Below are 2247 nucleotides of genomic sequence, written 5' to 3'. Positions count from 1 at the left end.
CGTCCCGCCCCCGGCGGTCGTGGCGGGGGAGCGGCGGTTGTCCGGCACGCCCATCCGGTCGGCCGCCTCCTGCAACCACTCCGGCGGCGTCAGCAGGAACGACGTCACCTCCAGGTCCACCGACTGCGGCGGCGCGGGCGGGGCGTCCGTCGGCGCCGCGACCGTGTACTCCTCCTCGTACCGGCGGATCACCTCACCGACCGGCAGGCCCGGCCACAGTGTCGACTCGCCGCTGTCCCTGGCGATCACCAGCCGGGTCCGGCCGCCGTCCGACGTCGGTCCGTCCGGGCGGTCCTCCGCCCACGCCACAAAACCGAGGTCGAACTCGCGTACCCGCACCTCCCGGTGCTGGTAAGCCGGCACCCCGCCGTTGATCCAGCGCTCGGCCCGCTCCTGTGCCTGTGCGAACGTCACCATCGCCGTCACCCCTCCACCGGGACGGCGCGCGCGAAGCCGCCGTCCACCATCAGACCGGCCACGGTCTCCAGCTCCGGCGGGTTGCCCGCGAGCCGCAGCAGGAAGTCGTCGAAGTCGGCACCGCACGGCCTCAGCAGCTCCGCCATGCGCTCCTCCACCCCGAGACCGTCACGGTCCCGGGCGTCGTCGTACGCGCAGAACCACACCGAACCGGTGTCCGCGCCGCGCACCCGGACCGCGAGCAGACCGCCCTGCACGAAGCCGACCCCCAGGTAGTCCTTCGTCAGGTGGTCACGCAGGCACTTGTTCACGTACACGAGGTCGTTGACCGCCGGCTCGTCCCGCACGGCGAAGAACGGCTGGTCCACCAGCAGGCCCAACTCCGCGTCCAGGGCCGCGCCGACCGGGGCGCACCCGCCCGCCGCCTTGAGGAACGTCCGGTACGCGCCGGGCAGCCGGTAGCCCAGCGCCTCCTCCACGTGCAGCACCTGCTCCTCGGCGACCGCCGGCCCGTGCGGCACCTCGAAGTGCGCCGGACGCGGCTCCTGAAGGGGCCGGGTGCCGCACTTGTCGTGCTCCACCGCCGCCGTCGCCAACCCGCCGTGGTGCCGCAGCAGCGCCTTCACCTCAACTGGCACCAGCTCCAGCCGCCGGCCGCCGGGCACGTGGTGCCACGTCCAGCCGTGCGGCGTCGCGACCGGCGACAGCTCCGCCCACAGCTCGTGCCCGGACGCGTGCAGGGCGGCGTTCGCCGACACGTGGTCCGTCAACCGCAGCTCGTCCACGCCGAAGCCCTCCGGGGGCTCGGCGATCTCCGCCGCGGCCCGCGCGTACGGCGAGAAGTCCGGAAATCCGCTGCCGTCCATCCGCAGCCCACCCGGGTAGCGAGCCGCCCGGACCGGGTCCGGGAAGTGCACGACCTGCCCGGCGTAGGCCGTGTTCGGCGGCGCGGCTTGCTGCCCGAGCCGACCTGTAGTCATGACGGTGCTCCCTGGGTGCATCTGGCTGTTCCGCACAGCCTAAGCGAGACCAGCCCCACCCCACCCGGCCCGGTACCGCACCTCTCAAGGCCCCCGCCGCCCCGCCCGGGGGGCGGCCGGACCCGGCGCCGCGGCAGCTCCCGGCCCTGTGCCCGGACTGGTCCGGAGCCGCCCGGGACGCGTCACCGCGGCGTCCTCGTGACGACACCTGGACGACACTGGGACATGACCCACGTCCGGCCGGACTTCCACAACGCCTGCAAAGTTTGGCAAAGTCTGATCTCGCACACCGGGGGATGTACGGGGAGGAAGCACCACCATGCACACCGCTCAGCACTCGGGAGACCCCCGCGTGAACTGGCTCGCCGCCGACGGCAGCGCGCCGCTGCCGTACCACCGCCGCGACGGCATCCTGCCGACCGTGGCAGCCGCCCTCTCCGTCCGCGGCACCACGCTGACCTGCACCGCGGGCAAGTCCGAGCAGCCGCCCGAGCTGCACCCGCTGGTACAGGACTTCCTCGACACGCTCACCACCGACCACCGCGAGCGGCACACCGGCCGCTGCCCCGAGGCCGTGCTCATCTCCCGGCACCTCACCGCCGCCGAGGCCGGCCGCTCCAAACGCGCGTCCCGAAAGCCCCTCACCGGCGGGGACGCCCGCCGGGCCCTGAAGCACGCCAAGATCACCACCCGCCGCCTCCGGGAGGACGGCGACCCCCTGCACGGCACCTACGCCCCGCCCTGCCGCTCGTGCACCGCGCTGCTCGCCCACTTCGGCGTGCGTCCCGTCGACCCAGCCGCCGCCCGATGACCGCCCGCTTCCCCGCCGCCGTCGAGGCGGCCCTGCGCA

2 protein-coding genes and 1 pseudogene are annotated in these 2247 nt (G+C 74.2%); 1 reads left to right on the top strand and 2 read right to left on the bottom strand.

Annotation, left to right across the window (positions count from 1 at the left end; genetic code table 11):
- Together ACYVE9_RS23750 and ACYVE9_RS23745 are read right to left on the bottom strand one after the other, a co-directional pair.
- Window positions 1-417 (bottom strand): annotated as a pseudogene (locus tag ACYVE9_RS23750) (SUKH-4 family immunity protein); the annotation flags it as partial.
- A 5-nt stretch (window positions 418-422) separates the two neighbouring features.
- On the bottom strand, window positions 423-1397 hold the full coding sequence (locus tag ACYVE9_RS23745; protein WP_461029935.1) for an SMI1/KNR4 family protein: 975 nt from the start codon (window positions 1395-1397) through the stop codon (window positions 423-425).
- A gap of 319 nt (window positions 1398-1716) precedes the next feature.
- On the opposite strand from ACYVE9_RS23745, the gene ACYVE9_RS23740 reads away from it, so the two are divergent.
- Window positions 1717-2208 (top strand): YwqJ-related putative deaminase, encoded by a 492-nt coding sequence (locus ACYVE9_RS23740; protein ID WP_461029934.1) that lies wholly within the window; start codon window positions 1717-1719, stop codon window positions 2206-2208.
- The last annotated feature ends 39 nt before the right edge of the window (window positions 2209-2247 follow it).

The sequence above is a fragment of the Streptomyces sparsus genome, assembly GCF_054776295.1.
Note: the sequence above shows the minus strand (reverse complement) of the source record. Positions and strands in the feature narration are given on the sequence as shown.

Coding starts and splice junctions, on each gene's coding strand:
- ACYVE9_RS23740 (WP_461029934.1), top strand. CDS start 1,717: ATGCACACCGCTCAGCACTCGGGAGACCCCCGCGTGAACTGGCTCGCC.
- ACYVE9_RS23745 (WP_461029935.1), bottom strand. CDS start 1,397: ATGACTACAGGTCGGCTCGGGCAGCAAGCCGCGCCGCCGAACACGGCC.